This window comes from Citromicrobium bathyomarinum, from assembly GCF_021021475.1.
In the GTDB taxonomy this organism is placed as follows: domain Bacteria; phylum Pseudomonadota; class Alphaproteobacteria; order Sphingomonadales; family Sphingomonadaceae; genus Alteriqipengyuania; species Alteriqipengyuania bathyomarina.
On sequence record NZ_JAINWL010000001.1, the window covers coordinates 1,076,170 to 1,090,986 of the forward strand.

Below are 14,817 nucleotides of genomic sequence, written 5' to 3' on the forward strand. Positions count from 1 at the left end.
AACGGCGGATTGCGCATGGTGCCGTCATACGCCCATGCGGGCCAGGTACAGCGACGCTCGTCGGGCCGAGTCTGTCGCTCATCGATTGAGGCAGCGCCGCAATCAGGCGGTGTCGCTGCGCGGCGCGTCGAATTGCAGCTTTGCGAGCTGCGCATAGAGCCCGCCGCGTGCGACGAGTTCGGAATGGGTGCCCTGCTGGACGATCCGGCCACCGTCCATCACCACGATCCGGTCCGCCTCGCGCACGGTGGCGAGCCGGTGCGCGATGACCAGCGTGGTCCGCCCGCGCATCACGTGGCCGAGCGCTTCCTGCACCAGCCGCTCGCTCTGCGCGTCGAGCGCGCTGGTCGCCTCGTCGAGCAGAAGGATCGGCGAATCGCGCAGGATCGCGCGGGCGATCGCGAGTCGCTGTTGCTGCCCGCCCGAAAGACGCGTGCCGTCCTCGCCCAGATTGGTGTCGAGCCCCTGCGGCAGCGCTTCGATAAAGTCGGCCGCATTGGCGAGGCGCGCGGCCTCCCAGATCTCCTCGTCGCTCGCATCCCAGCGGCCATAGCGCAGGTTGTCGCGCGCATTGCCGGAAAACAGCGTACCGATCTGCGGGACGAAGGCCATCCGCTCGCGAATTTCGGCCGGATCGGCGCTCGGCAAGGCAATCCCGTCGAGCCGGATCGTGCCCTCTTCGGGATCGTAGAACCGCTGGGCGAGCATGAAGAGCGTCGATTTGCCCGCCCCAGACGGGCCGACCAGCGCGACGGTTTCCCCCGGCTCGATCTCCAGCGTCAGGTCGTCGATCACGACCTCGCCGGGGCGGCTGGGATAGGTGAAGCTGACATTGCGGAACGACAGGCTGCCGCGCGCGGGCACGGGCAGCGGCTGCGGTTTGGGCGGCGGGGCGATGGCCGGCTCTGCGTGCAGCAGCTCGGCCAGCCGGTCCGCCGCGCCCGCCCCGCGCAGCAGATCGCCATAGACCTCGGTCAGCGACCCGAACGCGCCCGCGACCAGCCCGCCGGTGAGGACGAAAGCGGTGATCGTGCCCCCGGTGATAGCGCCTTCCGACACGGCGAGCGCACCGCGCCACATGACCATCGTGATCCCGCCGAAGATCAGCACGATGACGATCGAGGTCATCGCAGCGCGCAGCAGGATGCGCCGCTTCGCGCTGTCGAAGGTCCGCTCGACCACCCCGGCGAAGCGCTTCCCCTCGCGCGCTTCCTGGCCGAAGCTCTGGACGATGGACATCGCGCTCAGCACTTCGGTGACATAGGCCCCGACATCGGCGACCCGATCCTGGTTGGAGCGCGAAACGGTGCGAATCTTACGCCCGAAAAACACGATCGGCGCCAGCACCAGCGGAATCCCGATCAGCAAGCCGAGTGTCAGCGACGGCGCGAGATAGAGCAGCAGCAGGATACCGCCGATTGCGGTCAGGCTGTTGCGCAGCGCGACCGAAACCGTCGTCCCCACCACGGTTTCGATGATCGCGGTGTCCGAAGTCATCCGGCTCGAAATTTCCTTCGGGCTGTTTTCCTCGTAAAAACTCGGAGACTGCCGCAGCAGGTTTTCCTGCACCTTCAGCCGGATATTGGCGACCACCCGCTCGCCCAGCCAGCTGACGAAATAGAACCGCAGCGCGGTGCCGATGCCCAGCACCACCACGATCATCAGCAGGTACTCGAAGGCGTGCGCGATCTGCTCCGGCCCCGCGCTGCCGCCGAACGCATCGTCGACGATCACCTTGAAGCGCCACGGAATCGCTAGCGTCGCGGCAGATGTGGTGAGCAGCGCGGCAGCGGCGAAGGCGATCTCGCGCGGGTAGCGTGCCGCCTCACGGTAGACCATGCGCAAGGGGGCGAGCGAGCGAGCCTTGGGCGGGCCGGCCTCGGCTTCAGGTAAACTGCCCCGGCGCCGCCGGCCTTTGTGAGTCTGATCTTCGCGAGCCATGTGCGCCCCGCCTAGCCGCGCGGCGGCGGGAAATCCACGGTCGATGGACACCTCATCCACCTCGTACGTTGCCTATAATACATTGTGCGTTGCACAACGGCATGAACCCGGGCAGGCTATTGCCGAACCTGGAGGCGATTTTCGCCCCGACACTGAATGTAAGAGGCCCCCCGTGCTCTATCACGCTTACGAATTGCAGGCCGCCTGGCTGAACAGTGCCAGCGCGATGGCCTCGATCGGCTCCGAATTGCTGACCAATCCGCGCAACCCGATGGCCTATACCGGTATCGGACCGATCGCCGGCTCCGCGCTGGAGGTTTTCGCGCACGCCACGATCCGGCGCGGCAAGCCGGAGTTCGACATCGAAAGCGTCACCGTGAAGGGCAAGGCCGATCCGGTGTCCGAGACGCTGGTGCTGCACCGCCCCTTCGGCGACCTCAAGCGCTTCCGCCGCGCAGGTCTGCCCGATGATGCACCTGCGGTTCTGATCGTCGCCCCGATGAGCGGCCATTTCGCCACCCTGCTGCGCGGCACCGTCGAACGGATGATCGAAAGCGCCGAGGTCTACATCACCGACTGGCACGACGCGCGCGACATCCCCCTCGCCGAAGGGCGCTTCGACCTCGACGACTATATCGATTACATCGTCGAATTCCTGCAGGAGATCGCGCAGCGCAACGAAGGCGAGGCCGCGCATGTGGTCGCGGTATGCCAGCCCTCCGTCCCCGCGCTCGCCGCGACCGCGCTGATGAACGGCGCGAAGGACAAGGCCTCACCCAAGACGCTCACCATGATGGGCGGGCCGATCGACACGCGCGAAAGCCCGACCACGGTCAACGACATGGCGATGAAGCGGCCGCTCAGCTGGTTCCGGCAGAACGTGATTGCCACGGTGCCCGCCCAATACGCGGGCAGCGGGCGGCGCGTCTATCCCGGCTTCATGCAGCTGGCGAGCTTCATGAGCATGAACCTGGGCGGCCACATCCTCTCGCATTACGAGATGTACAAGCATCTGGTCGCAGGCGACGATGACAGCGCGCAGCAGACCAAGGATTTTTACGAAGAATATCGCAGCGTCTGCGACATGACCGCCGAATTCTACCTCCAGACGGTCGAAGAGGTGTTCCAGAAGCACTCCCTGCCCAACAACGAGCTGGAGCATCGCGGCAAGGTGATCGACCTGGGCGATATCACCACCACCGCGCTGCTCGCCGTCGAGGGGGAGCGGGACGATATTTCAGGCATCGGCCAGACCAAGGCCGCGCTGCCGCTGGCGCGCAACCTGTCGGACAAGAAGAAGCGCTACTATCTCGCCGAAGGCGCAGGCCACTACGGCATCTTCAACGGCAGCAAGTGGCGCACCAAGATCGCGCCGGTGGTCGAAGACTTCATGGACGCCAACGGGTGAGGTTAACGACCGAACCTCGGCGTCAAATACTCTCGTAACAAGTCAGGGCAGACGAACTGAGACGCGAAAAGGCTCTCAATCCACGGCCCCGGTCTTATAGTGGGATATACCATCGAGCCCTCGGCGAAGTACGCAGCTGCTGTTAGCAAGGCATGTGAATCGGCGAAGGGGACTCCATCGAGTTGCGGAATATCGGCCACCAGCGCTCTAATCACTGCAAAATCACTCGGCGTTTTTGCGTAATCCAGTCGGAAAGCTTCCCCTTCCGCATGCCAGTTCAAACGATTGAGTTCGTCGTCACTGATCTCGCCGGCAATCCAGCGTTCGGCGCCCCTCAGCCCTTCGCGAATACCTTCCTGAGGGATCAAATGGCCATGCTTCCAGCAGCAGGCGATGAGAAACCGATGCAGCTGCCGGGATTGGCTACGAAAGTAGCGCGGCTTTTGAGCGTATAGCGCTCGCAGCATCTCCGTTGCGCAAGTCGAACTGCGCCATTCCTCGTCTGTCATGATGAACCTATGTCGCGTCCGGCGGGCGTCTCTTGCCGTGGAGCAGGCGCTTCACCGTGCGTCCCACCACCACGATCAGCGCGATACTCAGCACCAGCAGCATCGTCGCGATGATCGCAGCGGCGATCGGGTTGGCTATGGCCAGCGCCAGCAACCCCACCGTTGCGACATCCTCTGCAGTCGAAACCAGCACGTTGCTGACCGGTTCGGGGCTGGTGTTGACGGCCGCACGCGCGCTCGCCTTGCCCGCATGGGCGGCAAAGGCCGCGCCGCCGCCCAGCAGGAAGGCGACGACCTGCCAGGTCGGGTCGGACGGATCGACGATCGCGAGCGCCAGCAGCGCGCCGCCGACCGGGCGGGCCAGCGAATTGACCGCATCCCACGCCGTATCGAGCCACATCACCTTGTCGGCGAGGAATTCGACCACCGTGCCGACCGCCGCGATCCCGATGACCCACGGATTGGCGAGCACGGTCAGCATTTCGAGATGGTCGGGCAGCGGCACCCAGCCGGTCCGCATGGCGATGCCGGTGACCAGCACGGTGGCGTAGAGCCGCCAGCCGGACAGCAGGCTGATACTGCCTGCAAGGCCGAGGAGTTCGATCAGTCCCATCGGCGCAGCCTAGCACATCCGCGGGGCTAGCGCGCCTCGCCGATATAGCGCGGTTCGTTCGCGCAATCGAAACCGGCGGCATCCGCATCGGCAATAGCACGCGCACGCTGGTTGGCGCGGGGCGTATCGCCTGCGATCTGCGCGACGCGGCAGCCCGGCGCACCGGGCTGGCCGATCGTGTCGACCGCAAGGACGGAGCGCGTGCCGCTCTCGCTGCTGACATCGCGATAGCGGATGATCGTCGCGAATGGCGCGCCCTCGCGCAGCCGCCATTCCACCGTATCGCCGATGGTGTTGAAGGCGAGGATGGTCTGGAAATTCTCGTTCGGAACGCCGGCGTCGACGTCGAAGCGAAGGTCGCCCTCGCTCACGAACAGGGGGATGCCTTGATAACCTGCACAGCGCAGTTCGACCCAGCTGCCTTCATCGATGCTCTGGTCGAGCACGCGGCAGCTTTCGAGATCGAGCTGGGTGTAGGCAGAGGCGTAGCCATCGTCGTCAGGAGCCTGCGCTGCCTGCTCTGCCCCGGCGTCTGCATCCGGCCCTGCCGGTTCGGCTGTCAGGCCCGGCGTTGCCGCCGCGTCGGACTCTCCTGCGGCGCGGTCGGGACTGCCCGGCTCCGGGTCGGACGAACATCCCGCCACAGCCAGGGTGGCGAGGAATGTAAAAAGGGGCAGGCGCATCGGTGTCTCCTGTTCGGCGACCACCGGCGATCCTGCCCCAATTTTCGGGTTCCTTAAAGGACTTCGAAGATCCCCGCAGCGCCCATGCCGCCACCGACGCACATGGTGACGCAGATGTATTTGGCACCGCGGCGCTTGCCTTCGATCAGCGCGTGGCCGACGCAGCGTGCGCCGGTCATGCCGTAGGGGTGGCCGATCGAGATCGAGCCGCCGTTGACGTTGAGGTCTTCGTCCGGAATGCCGAGCTTGTCGCGGCAGTAGAGCACCTGCACCGCGAAGGCTTCGTTCAGTTCCCACAACCCGATATCGCTCATCTTGAGGCCGGTGCGTTCGAGCACGGCGGGGATCGCGAAGACCGGGCCGATGCCCATTTCGTCGGGCTCGGTGCCCGCAACCGCCATGCCGACATAACGACCGAGCGGGGTCAGGCCGCGCTTTTCGGCGAGCTTTTCTTCCATCAGGATGCTGGCGGACGAACCGTCCGAGAGCTGGCTGGCGTTACCGGCGGTGATCGTGCTGTCGGGGCCGAGCACGGGGTTGAGCGACTGCAGGCCTTCCAGCGTGGTGCTGGGGCGGTTGCCTTCGTCCTTCGCGACGGTCACTTCCTGGTCGGAAACCTCGCCGGTTTCCTTGTCCTTCACCTTCATGGTGACGGTGACGGGCACGATCTCGTCGTCGAACTTGCCCGCTTCCTGCGCAGCCGCCGTGCGCTGCTGCGAGCGGAGCGCGTATTCGTCCTGCGCGTCGCGGCTGATGCCGTAGCGCTTGGCGACGGTTTCGGCCGTCTGCAGCATCGGCATATAGACCGCGTTGTGCATCGCCATCAGCTCGGGATCGGGCATGACGCGCATTTCGGGGGTCTGGACGAGGCTGATCGATTCCTGGCCGCCGCCCGCGACGATATCCATGTTGTCGACGATGATCTGCTTGGCAGCGGTCGAGATCGCCATCAGGCCCGAAGAGCACTGACGGTCGATCGTCATGCCGGAAACGCCGATCGGGCAGCCCGAACGCAGCGCGACCTGGCGGCCGAGGTTGCCGGCCTGCGCGCCCTGCTGGAGCGCGGCACCCCACACGACGTCGTTGATTTCGCCGGCCTCGATCTTGGCCCGCTCGATCGCGGGGGCGAGCGAGTAGGAGCCGAGGGTCGCGCCCTTGGTGTTGTTGAAGCCGCCTTTGTACGCGCGGCCGATGGCGGTGCGGGCGGTGGAAACGATGACTGCACTACGGGTCATGGGAAGGGTCCTCTTGCTGAGTCCCAGCGGAAGCCGGGACCTCCTTATTCTTGCTGCCTGATCGCATGAGGTCCCAGCTTTCGCCGGGACTCACGCCAAGGATTTAGACGAAGAACATCGTCATCCATTCGCAGATCAGGGCGGGCTTATCCTCGCCTTCGATCTCGATCGTGATCTCGACCGTCTGCTGCCACTGGCCGGGGCGCTTCTCGGTCATCTCGAGCAGCTTCCAGTGGCCGCGGATCTTCTTGCCGCTCCGCACCGGGTTGATGAAGCGCGTCTTGTTGCCGCCGTAGTTGACGGCCATCTTGATCCCGTCGGGCTTGGGCAGGTCTGCCTCGGCGCTGAGATAGGGAATCATCGAAAGGGTCAGGAAGCCGTGGGCAATGGTGCCGCCGAACGGCGTCATCTTGGCCGCTTCCTCGTTCACGTGGATGAACTGGTGGTCGCCGGTTGCCTCGGCGAACTGGTTGATCCGTTCCTGGCTGATCTCAACCCAGGGGCTGGTGCCGATCTGTTCGCCAACCTTTTCAGCGATATCCTGCGGGCTCATGCGCGCCTCTCCTTTGCGTGGATTTGTGCGCGCTCCATGCCGTATGCCGGGCGCTAGCGCAATGGAGCCGGGCCTGTCGCTACGGCATCGGGAGCGGCGGCGCGCCGCTGTGCGGCCAGCCGCTCTCCCACAGTGGCACCCTGCGGCGAATCATAGCGCTTCGCATAGATTGCCAGCGCGATCTGGAGCCCTGCCAGCATCATGATGAAGGGCTGCCACGCGATCCCCTGAAACAGCGCGCCGACCAAGTAGATCAGCTGCGCATATTGGAGCGCGATGGCCAGATGGCCGAGCCATTCGACCTGTGGGTCTGCCCGCCTGCGCATTCGCCGCCGGACCAGTTCCATCTGCAACAGGCCGAGCGCCTGGAGCAGCAGCCACGCGATCAGGCCGGGCCAGCCCTGTTCGCCCAGCATCTCGAAGATTGCCGAATGATAGGCGCGACCCTCGTCCACCACCTTCTCGAACCGGGTGGTGGTCATGTTCCCCTCGCCCGTCGTCTGCGGCATGCGATAGGTGAAGCTGTTGGCGCGATAGGCCTCGAACCCACCGCCCATCGGCCGGTCCTTCGCGTAGTCGATCGTCCATTCCCACACCGCCATCCGGGTCGAGGCGCTTTCGTCCTCCTCCGCAGTCATCATCGTGGCCATGCGGTCGGCATAGGATTGCGGCAGGAACGGGAAGGCGGCGACGCACAGCAGCACGCCGCCGACCGCGAGCAGCAGCTTGTGGCGGCTTTCGCGCAGGATCAGCAGGCCGAGCATGGCGATGCACAGCAGGCCCGTGCGCGCCTCGGTCCCGATCGGGATCAGCAGGCAGGCCCCTGCCAGACAGGCCGCGAAGATCTTGACCGGCAGGCTGGGGGGAAAGATCGTTCCGTAGCGGGTGAACCAGTAGAGCAATGGGATGATCGCGATCGCCACGGTCGAGATGGTGGAGCTCTCGTAGATCCCGCTATTATCGTTCACGAACAGCGACAGCGTGCCGTAGCCGCCACCGCCGAACACGGTCTTGATCCCGCCGGAAATGATGATCGCCCCGGCCGTCAGCACCATGACCAGCGCGGCGGCTTCGAAGCGCAGCTTGGTGGTCACGGTGAACGGCAGGAAAATCGCGAACACCAGCGTCTTCCACACCCAGTCCCACTTGGCGAGCGCGGGCTCGGTGAACTCGGCCCCCTGCAGCGTGAACCAGCTCCACACCAGCAGGAACAGCATCAGCGCCTGGCGGAAGGTAAAGGTCGGCTTCGCCTTCTTGTCCATCAGCAGCCAGCCGCCGAAGGCCGCCGCAAAGGCGATCAGCGAGACCGGCACGCTGGTGATGATCCCGAAGCCCATCTTCTGCGGGGCGAGGATATCGACATAGAGATAGGCGCAAACCCACAGGAACGGGCGCTTGAGCCCGAACAGCAGGAGAAGGCCGAAAAAGCCGAGGAGGAACAGGTCGGTCATGCGCCCGGGTCGCTATCGGCTCCCGGTTCGAGCAGCGGATCCTCGTCTAGGTCGTCGCGCAGCATTAGCCGATAGGCCGCCAGCAGCAGCAATCCGTGGATCGAAACGATGACGATCATATCGATCACGGCGTGAATGCTCCATCGGGCAAGTGACGGGCACGGACCTTTCCGGGCCATCTCGCAGCCGCGCTATCAGGGCGGAGTTGACGCGGCGTTAAGGGCACCGCGCTAGGCACAGCCTGCCATGCGCGTTCTTCACGTCCTCGATCATTCGCTCCCGCTGCACAGCGGCTACGCCTTCCGCACCCGAGCCATCATGCGCGCGCAGCTGGCGGCCGGGCTGGATGTGCGCGGGCTCACCGGTCCGCGCCACAGCGCCGTCGGCCCGCAGACGGAAACCTGCGAAGGACTCACCTTTCATCGCAGCGAGGGTGCGGCAGGCGGCCCTCCGCTGATTGGCGAGTGGCGCGAGGTGAAGGCACAGGCCGATGCAATCGTGCAGCTGGCGGAAGAATGGCAACCCGATGTACTCCACGCGCATTCGCCTGCGCTATGCGGTCTCGCTGCCGTCCGGGCGGGCAGGAAGCTCGATATCCCGGTGGTGTACGAGATCCGCGCCTTCTGGGAGGACGCAGCGGTCTCCAACGCGACCGGGCGCGAAGGGTCGGCCAAATATCGCCTGACCCGGATGCTCGAAAACCATGTCGTGGGTCGCGCGGACGCGGTATTCACGATCTGCGAGGGGCTGCGCGACGATCTGGTCGCGCGCGGTTTCCCGCCCGGCAAGATCGGCATTTCGCCCAATGCGGTCGACCTCACCCAGTTCGGAGATCCCGCTCCGCGCAACGGCGAACTCGCCGCCCGGCTCGGCGTGAGCGACGGCCCGGTGCTCGGCTTCATCGGCAGTTTCTACCCCTATGAAGGGCTCGACGATCTGATTGCGGCGCTGCCCGCGCTGCAAAGGCGCCACCCGGACGCGCGCCTGCTGCTGGTCGGCGGCGGGCCGGACGATGCCGCTCTGCGCGCACAGGCGGACGCCTCGAGCGCGGCCGACTCGATCATCTTCGCAGGCCGCGTCCCGCATGGCGAGGTGGCCGACTACTATTCGCTGATCGACATTCTCGCCTTCCCGCGCAAGCGCAGCCGCCTGACCGAACTGGTCACCCCGCTCAAGCCGCTGGAGGCAATGGCGCAGGGGCGTATCGTCGCCGCCTCGGATGTCGGCGGGCACAGGGAACTGATCGATCACGGGCAGACAGGTGTGCTCTTCCCCGCCGACGATCCCCACGCATTGGCCACCGTGCTCGGCGACATGCTCGATCGGCAGGCCGAATGGCCCGCGATCCGCGAAAGGGCCGGCAAGTATGTTGCGCTCGAACGCGACTGGGCGATAAATGCCCAGCGTTATCAAGCCATTTACCATCGCCTGCTAGGCAGGCCTTTGGATCGGTCGCCCGAAGGCGCGGCGTGGGCAGTTCCCGCTGGGAGAGCCCGCGCCAGCCAGGGCGGCACGCGATAGAGGACAAGCAGGGTGACCGAGAGCGATCACACCGCACAGACACACGCCGGCAAAGGTGCCGGATTTACGCAGAGCACGGCCTTCGTCATCATCGTCGGCCTGTGGTTCGCCGCGCTGTTCGGCGGCGGCTGCCTGCTGCTGCCTCCCGTATTGTTCGACGCGGCGTTTTCCGGCGAGCCGCCGTTCGGCCCCAACACGCGCATCATCTTTGTCGCGGTCGCTGCCGGGCTGGGGCTGCTGCTGGGCCTGTTCATCGCGAGCCGTGTGCGCAGCGATGACGAGCAGGCCCCCCGCTCGATCGAAACCAGTGCCGAACCGCGCAAGACCCGCAAGAGAAAGGCGCGCGCGCCGCTCGACGTTCGTGCCGCGCTCGGCATGCTGCGCGGCGTAGAAGACGAGGACGCGGACAAGGTGGCCGAGGAGAAGGAGCGCCCCGCCCCGCCTCCGCAAGATGCCCGCTACGAACTGACCGACGAGATCGGCCCGCCGATCGACGATCCCTATTTCGCATCGGCATGGAGCGATTCGGGCAGCCACGACGCCGATATCCCGACCGGCGAGACAGAGGATGCCGAGCAGGACGAATCCGTGCCGCTGCCCGGGCACGATCCGCAGGTCTTTGGCGCTGACGTGTCCTCGGACGACGGGAGCGACGACGCATGGCCGGTCGAGCAGGAAATCGCTCAGCCGACGCCCGTCCCGCAACCCTCGCGCTACAACCCTTTCGCCGATTTCGTGTCGAAGGAAGAGCCGGAGGACGCAGAGCCGCGCCGGAAAGAAGCGCCCGCTGCCCAACCGCTGTCTTTCGCGCCCGCAGCGCAGGCAGAGCCCCCCCTGGACCTCACGCAGATCGAGCTGATGATGTCGCGCCCCACCGCGCCGCCTCCGCCCCCGGTCTGGCCCGCACCGCGTGCCGAAGAACCGGAATTGCAGGAGCTCGGAGTTGCAGAACTGGTCGAACGTCTCGCCCGCGCCCTGCAGGGTGAGGCCGAAGCGCAGGCTGGCACCACCCCACCGCGCACCGGCGCACATCGCCACGAATCGGCGCTGGCGCCGAAGTCCGTGCCCGATGAAAGCGACATCGACCGGGCGTTGCGCGTCGCGCTGGACCGACTGACCCGGCTCGACGACGTGGCCTGACCGAGCGCGGAGTCGCTCAGGCGATCTGCCAGTCGACCGGGCCGAGGCCGACCTGTTCCAGAAACGCATTGGCGCGGCTGAACGGCTTCGAGCCGAAGAACCCGCGATGCGCCGAGAGCGGGCTGGGATGCGGCGAGCGAATCACGCAGTGCCGCGTCGGCTCGTTCAGCTCCGCAATCCGCGACGCTTTCTTCTGCGCATGGCTGCCCCACAGGATGAACACCGCCGGCTGTTCGCGCGCCGCCACCGCCGCGACGCAGGCATCGGTGATCGCGTCCCACCCGCGCCCCGCGTGGCTGCCCGCATTGCCCGCTTCCACCGTCAGCGTGTTGTTGAGCAGCAGCACGCCGCGCCGTGCCCACGCGGTCAGATCGCCCGACGCGGGCGCCGGGATGCTGCAATCATCGGCCAGTTCCCTAAAGATGTTTCGCAAAGAGGGCGGATGCGGCACGCCATCGGGCACGGAGAAGCTCAGCCCCATCGCCTGCCCGGGGCCATGGTAGGGGTCCTGCCCCAGGATCACGACCTTCACCGCATCGAGCGGAGTCAGCTCCAGCGCGCGCAACCTGCAGCCCTGCGGCGGATAGATCGCCTTGCCCGCCGCTTCCTCGGCGCGCAGAAAACCGCCCAGCTTGCGCGCCTCCGGCGTGGCGAGCACCGGGGCCAGCGTGTCTTGCCAGCTATCGGGTAAGTCTTGGCCCATGCCCCCCTCGCTATTGCTCCGGGGGCGCAGAGGCCAGATGCCCTTCCCCTCTTTCCCCAATATGCCTACGGAACGCGCAAGGGGCGGGCTGGCACCAGACGAAGAAAGTTCTCCATGGCCGTATATTTTCACGAGGAAGACCTGCCCGAGGGCGTGCTTGCCGATGGCGCGGTGGCGGTCGATACCGAAACGATGGGTCTGATCACCCGGCGCGACCGGCTGTGCCTCGTGCAGATCAGCGATGGCAAGGGCGACGAACATCTGGTCCGCTTCGGCGTCGACAGCAGCTTCGATGCGCCCAATCTCAAGGCCGTCCTCGCCGATCCCGCGCGGACCAAGCTGTACCACTTCGGCCGCTTCGATCTCGCGGCGATCGAATACTGGCTCGGCGTCACCGCCGCCCCGGTGTTCTGCACCAAGATCGCGAGCAAGCTGACCCGCACCTATACCGACCGCCACGGGCTCAAGATGCTGGTCAGCGAACTGCTGGGCGAGGATATCTCCAAGCAGCAGCAAAGCTCCGACTGGGGCGCGCCCAAGATCAACGACGCACAGCGCGAATATGCCGCGTCGGATGTGCGTTACCTCCACCGGCTGCGCGATATTTTCGAAGAGCGGCTGGCACGCGAAGGGCGCACCGAAATCGCGCAGGCCTGTTTCGATTTCCTGCCGACCCGCGCGCGGCTGGACATTATCGGCTGGCCCGACACCGACATCTTCAGCCACGAGTAAGCCCGGTTAGGGTCTGAACCCATCATGCAGCACGATCAGGTGGAAGAAACGAGCGAGGCAAGCCGGCAGCGCCGCGGGCGGCAACGCCAGGCTGCGCCCGGCGGGTTTCACGATCGCCTGATCAAGATCCTCGCGGTCGCCCTGCCGATGGCGACCGGGGTGATCGTCGCCTTCCTCGTGATCGCCCCCTTCTCGCCGCGCGACGAGGTTTCCTTCGTGCTCGATCGCGACAAGGTGCAGGAAATCGACGAGCGTCTGAGGATCGACAACGCGACCTATCGCGGGTCGGACAATCAGGGCCGTCCCTTTTCGCTCACCGCGCGCGAGGCAGTCCAGAGGTCGAGCAAAGAGGGAATCGTGCGGCTGGACGAGGTCATCGCCCGGATCCTGCTACAGGGCGGCCCTGCGCAGCTGCGCGCAGAAGGCGGCGCATACAAGATCTCCGACGAAGTGCTCGATGTGACCGGCCCGATCATCCTGAACGCGGCCGATGGCTACAACCTGGTCGCGCGCGGCGTTTCGGTCGACCTGCGCGACCAGACTCTGGTGGGCGACGAAGGCGTATCGGGCGCCGTGCCCGCGGGCACCTTCTCCGCCGACACCCTGCGTGTCGATCTGGAGACCCGAACGATAACGCTTGACGGCAATGCGCGCCTGCGCATGGTGCCGGGCCGATTGGAGACCATGCAGTGATCCCGCGCCTCATCCGCCAAAATTCCCGACTGGCCGCACGATCCGGCGTGGTCGGCTTCGCGCTGGCCGCGTGCACTCTCACCGGCATCCAGCTGCACGCACAGGCGATTGCGGCGCATAATTCCAACGCGCCGGTGGATTACGCGGCCAACCGGATCGAGCTGCAGGACCGGCAGAACCGCGTGGTCCTGTCGGGCAATGTGGTGATCGAACAGGCCGACCTGCGGATGACTTCGGCGAGCACGATTGTCGACTATTCGGACGCCGGATCGCTCAGCATCCAGCGCATTTCCGCGACCGGCGGGGTCACCGTGACCCGCGGCAACGAAAGCGCGCGCGGCAATGTGGCGGTGTACGATTTCAACCGGCGGGTGATCACCATGACCGGCAATGTCCGGCTGAAGCGCGGGTCGGACACGCTCAATGGCGGGCGGCTGACGATCGATCTGCGCACCGGCCTTTCCAGCGTGGACGGGGCCGGCGGATCGAATGGCGGCGGCCGGGTGACCGGCTCCTTCTCCGTCCCGGAGGACTGATCTTCCTGTAACTAGGGCCCCAGAGCGGGCCGCCACCGCCTCACATCAACGCGAGGCGACTCGCGCGATCCACGCGATTTCCTGGCTCAGGAGCAGTTCGGCCTGCTGGCTGTTGGCGAGCAGCGCCTGATGCAGTGCGGTCAGACGCGAGACCAGACGGTCGAGCCGTTTGCCGCGCCAGATCCGTAGCTGTTCGGCCAGATCGCGCTCGTCCTTGAAGAAGATCCGCCGCGCGCGCTTTTGCGCATCGACGAAAGAGCCGACATCCTCGCCCGGGCGCATCCGTGCCGAAAGCTGGGCCAGCTGCGCCGCGCGCCGCTCGAACGCCAGCGCCACGCCGACCGGGTTGAGCGCCAGCGTATGAAGCCGCGCCAGTTCGCCGGGCAGCCGCTTAGCATGACCGCCCAGTGCGGCGTTGACCAGCGGCATGAAGCCGTCCTCCTCGCTCGACGCGCCGATCGCGTCCCACGCGGCGGCATCGGCGGTCTTGGGCGTATCGGGCGCGGCATCGAGGTATAGCGCCAGCTTCTCCACCTCGGCCTCGGCCAGTCGCCGGTCGAGGCCGGAGGCGCGGGCGATTCGCTGCGCCAGATCGCCGCCGAGCCGCAGCCCCGCCCGGTCCGCAAGATCGCGCACGGTATTGGCCATGTCGCCCAGATTGGGCGGATAGAACATCGCGACCAGAGTGCCCTTCGCACCCGCCACCAGCTTCGCGCTGCGCGACTTGTCGGTCGCGTTGACGGCCACCACCAGCACCGGGCAAGCCTCTCCCTCGGCCTCCAGATGCAGTTTCAGCGCGTCGTGCGCTTCCTCGCCTGTCGCGCGCACCAGAATGTGGCGCGCATCGCCGAACAGCGAGGAAGAGCGCGCCTCGTCCGCCAGCCTGACGGGATCGCGGCGCAGTTCCGCGCCGGACAGATCGACCCGCTCGCCCGCATCCGCCAGATTGCCCACGATCGTCGCGGCGGCGGCGGAAGCGGCGCTCTCGTCGGGACCGCACAGGAAGAAGGTGTGGCACTCGCGCGCCGCCTGCCCTGCGACCCGGCCGAAAGTGTTCTGATTGGCCTTAAGGGATTGCTGACGCGCCGCCGCCATGCGT

The 14,817-nt window shown here is 66.2% G+C and carries 16 protein-coding genes; 6 read left to right on the plus strand and 10 right to left on the minus strand.

Going from position 1 to position 14,817, the window contains the following annotated elements:
- Positions 1-102: 102 nt before the first annotated feature.
- Positions 103-1,839 (minus strand): ABC transporter transmembrane domain-containing protein, encoded by a 1,737-nt coding sequence (locus tag K7H93_RS05475; RefSeq protein WP_230782817.1) that lies wholly within the window; start codon positions 1,837-1,839, stop codon positions 103-105.
- Positions 1,840-2,113: 274 nt separating this feature from the next.
- Between K7H93_RS05475 and K7H93_RS05480 the strand changes: the two genes are divergently transcribed.
- Positions 2,114-3,349: a polyhydroxyalkanoate depolymerase gene (locus tag K7H93_RS05480; protein WP_230782818.1), complete on the plus strand. Its 1,236-nt coding sequence runs from the start codon at positions 2,114-2,116 to the stop codon at positions 3,347-3,349.
- Positions 3,350-3,351: 2 nt separating this feature from the next.
- Here the strand turns inward: K7H93_RS05480 and K7H93_RS05485 are convergent, their stop codons facing one another.
- The 7 genes from K7H93_RS05485 to K7H93_RS15945 all read right to left on the minus strand — a co-directional run bounded on the left by K7H93_RS05485 (position 3,352) and on the right by K7H93_RS15945 (position 8,521).
- On the minus strand, positions 3,352-3,858 hold the full coding sequence (locus K7H93_RS05485) for a hypothetical protein (protein WP_230782819.1): 507 nt from the start codon (positions 3,856-3,858) through the stop codon (positions 3,352-3,354).
- A 7-nt stretch (positions 3,859-3,865) separates the two neighbouring features.
- Positions 3,866-4,471: a DUF4126 domain-containing protein gene (locus tag K7H93_RS05490; protein ID WP_230782820.1), complete on the minus strand. Its 606-nt coding sequence runs from the start codon at positions 4,469-4,471 to the stop codon at positions 3,866-3,868.
- A gap of 26 nt (positions 4,472-4,497) precedes the next feature.
- On the minus strand, positions 4,498-5,154 hold the full coding sequence (locus K7H93_RS05495) for a hypothetical protein (RefSeq protein ID WP_230782821.1): 657 nt from the start codon (positions 5,152-5,154) through the stop codon (positions 4,498-4,500).
- Positions 5,155-5,207: 53 nt separating this feature from the next.
- Positions 5,208-6,389: an acetyl-CoA C-acyltransferase gene (locus K7H93_RS05500; RefSeq protein WP_230782822.1), complete on the minus strand. Its 1,182-nt coding sequence runs from the start codon at positions 6,387-6,389 to the stop codon at positions 5,208-5,210.
- 103 nt (positions 6,390-6,492) lie between these two features.
- A complete protein-coding gene (locus tag K7H93_RS05505; RefSeq protein ID WP_222824586.1) occupies positions 6,493-6,942 on the minus strand; it encodes a MaoC family dehydratase in 450 nt (149 codons plus the stop codon).
- Between the two features lie 53 nt (positions 6,943-6,995).
- On the minus strand, positions 6,996-8,393 hold the full coding sequence (locus K7H93_RS05510) for a DUF5935 domain-containing protein (protein ID WP_230782823.1): 1,398 nt from the start codon (positions 8,391-8,393) through the stop codon (positions 6,996-6,998).
- On the minus strand, positions 8,390-8,521 hold the full coding sequence (locus K7H93_RS15945) for a hypothetical protein (RefSeq protein WP_010233360.1): 132 nt from the start codon (positions 8,519-8,521) through the stop codon (positions 8,390-8,392). The genes K7H93_RS05510 and K7H93_RS15945 overlap by 4 nt, the downstream gene beginning before the upstream one ends.
- A gap of 118 nt (positions 8,522-8,639) precedes the next feature.
- Here K7H93_RS15945 and K7H93_RS05515 point away from each other — a divergent pair, with 118 nt between their 5' ends.
- Entirely contained in the window at positions 8,640-9,914 is a 1,275-nt protein-coding gene (locus K7H93_RS05515; protein ID WP_230782824.1) for a TIGR04063 family PEP-CTERM/XrtA system glycosyltransferase, read from the plus strand.
- A 12-nt stretch (positions 9,915-9,926) separates the two neighbouring features.
- Entirely contained in the window at positions 9,927-11,054 is a 1,128-nt protein-coding gene (locus tag K7H93_RS05520; RefSeq protein ID WP_230782825.1) for a hypothetical protein, read from the plus strand.
- A gap of 16 nt (positions 11,055-11,070) precedes the next feature.
- On the opposite strand, the gene ung is transcribed toward K7H93_RS05520, so the two are convergent.
- On the minus strand, positions 11,071-11,757 hold the full coding sequence (gene ung / locus K7H93_RS05525) for a uracil-DNA glycosylase (RefSeq protein ID WP_230782826.1): 687 nt from the start codon (positions 11,755-11,757) through the stop codon (positions 11,071-11,073).
- Between the two features lie 114 nt (positions 11,758-11,871).
- Here ung and K7H93_RS05530 point away from each other — a divergent pair, with 114 nt between their 5' ends.
- The 3 genes from K7H93_RS05530 to K7H93_RS05540 are packed head-to-tail and all read left to right on the plus strand — an operon-like array spanning position 11,872 to position 13,718.
- Positions 11,872-12,489, plus strand: coding sequence for a ribonuclease D (locus tag K7H93_RS05530; protein ID WP_054523443.1), 618 nt, complete (start codon positions 11,872-11,874; stop codon positions 12,487-12,489).
- Positions 12,490-12,513: 24 nt separating this feature from the next.
- On the plus strand, positions 12,514-13,182 hold the full coding sequence (gene lptC / locus K7H93_RS05535) for an LPS export ABC transporter periplasmic protein LptC (protein ID WP_230782827.1): 669 nt from the start codon (positions 12,514-12,516) through the stop codon (positions 13,180-13,182).
- Complete coding sequence (locus K7H93_RS05540) at positions 13,179-13,718, plus strand: LptA/OstA family protein (RefSeq protein WP_082384986.1); 540 nt, start codon at positions 13,179-13,181, stop codon at positions 13,716-13,718. Before lptC ends, K7H93_RS05540 begins: the two co-directional genes overlap by 4 nt.
- Before the next feature lie 45 nt (positions 13,719-13,763).
- On the opposite strand, the gene holA is transcribed toward K7H93_RS05540, so the two are convergent.
- On the minus strand, positions 13,764-14,813 hold the full coding sequence (gene holA, locus K7H93_RS05545; RefSeq protein ID WP_054526459.1) for a DNA polymerase III subunit delta: 1,050 nt from the start codon (positions 14,811-14,813) through the stop codon (positions 13,764-13,766).
- Positions 14,814-14,817: the final 4 nt, after the last annotated feature.

Bases quoted from the DNA above. Each gene is read 5' to 3' on its own strand.
- K7H93_RS05475 (WP_230782817.1), bottom strand. From the start codon at position 1,839: ATGGTCTACCGTGAGGCGGCACGCTACCCGCGCGAGATCGCCTTCGCC.
- K7H93_RS05485 (WP_230782819.1), bottom strand. From the start codon at position 3,858: ATGACAGACGAGGAATGGCGCAGTTCGACTTGCGCAACGGAGATGCTG.
- K7H93_RS05490 (WP_230782820.1), bottom strand. From the start codon at position 4,471: ATGGGACTGATCGAACTCCTCGGCCTTGCAGGCAGTATCAGCCTGCTG.
- K7H93_RS05495 (WP_230782821.1), bottom strand. From the start codon at position 5,154: ATGCGCCTGCCCCTTTTTACATTCCTCGCCACCCTGGCTGTGGCGGGA.
- K7H93_RS05500 (WP_230782822.1), bottom strand. From the start codon at position 6,389: ATGACCCGTAGTGCAGTCATCGTTTCCACCGCCCGCACCGCCATCGGC.
- K7H93_RS05505 (WP_222824586.1), bottom strand. From the start codon at position 6,942: ATGAGCCCGCAGGATATCGCTGAAAAGGTTGGCGAACAGATCGGCACC.
- K7H93_RS05510 (WP_230782823.1), bottom strand. From the start codon at position 8,393: ATGACCGACCTGTTCCTCCTCGGCTTTTTCGGCCTTCTCCTGCTGTTC.
- K7H93_RS05515 (WP_230782824.1), top strand. From the start codon at position 8,640: ATGCGCGTTCTTCACGTCCTCGATCATTCGCTCCCGCTGCACAGCGGC.
- ung (WP_230782826.1), bottom strand. From the start codon at position 11,757: ATGGGCCAAGACTTACCCGATAGCTGGCAAGACACGCTGGCCCCGGTG.
- K7H93_RS05530 (WP_054523443.1), top strand. From the start codon at position 11,872: ATGGCCGTATATTTTCACGAGGAAGACCTGCCCGAGGGCGTGCTTGCC.
- lptC (WP_230782827.1), top strand. From the start codon at position 12,514: ATGCAGCACGATCAGGTGGAAGAAACGAGCGAGGCAAGCCGGCAGCGC.
- holA (WP_054526459.1), bottom strand. From the start codon at position 14,813: ATGGCGGCGGCGCGTCAGCAATCCCTTAAGGCCAATCAGAACACTTTC.